This window comes from Bartonella sp. MR168JLCBS (genome assembly GCF_042194175.1).
In genome coordinates this window covers 711-979 of sequence record NZ_JBHIMP010000182.1, presented here as the reverse complement: position 1 = coordinate 979, position 269 = coordinate 711, and positions in this window count along the sequence as shown.

Below are 269 nucleotides of genomic sequence, written 5' to 3'. Positions count from 1 at the left end.
AAAATTCAATAAATTTATAAAGGGAATAAAATTACCCCATCCCAATTAGCGAGGATGACTACCAGAAGTTGATGGAGTCCAAAGCATCCTTGACCTCAAAAATAAGTGCTTTACTTTTGTCATATGACTGGAATCTTTCCATCAGACATGAAGTCTGAGGAAAATTTTGCTTATGGTCCATGTTTGAGGGGAAAAAAGTTTCATGAAGAAGACATATGTTCGGTTAATCTCAAGGGCAGCAGTATGGTCTCCCCGTTTTAGTGGGTTAG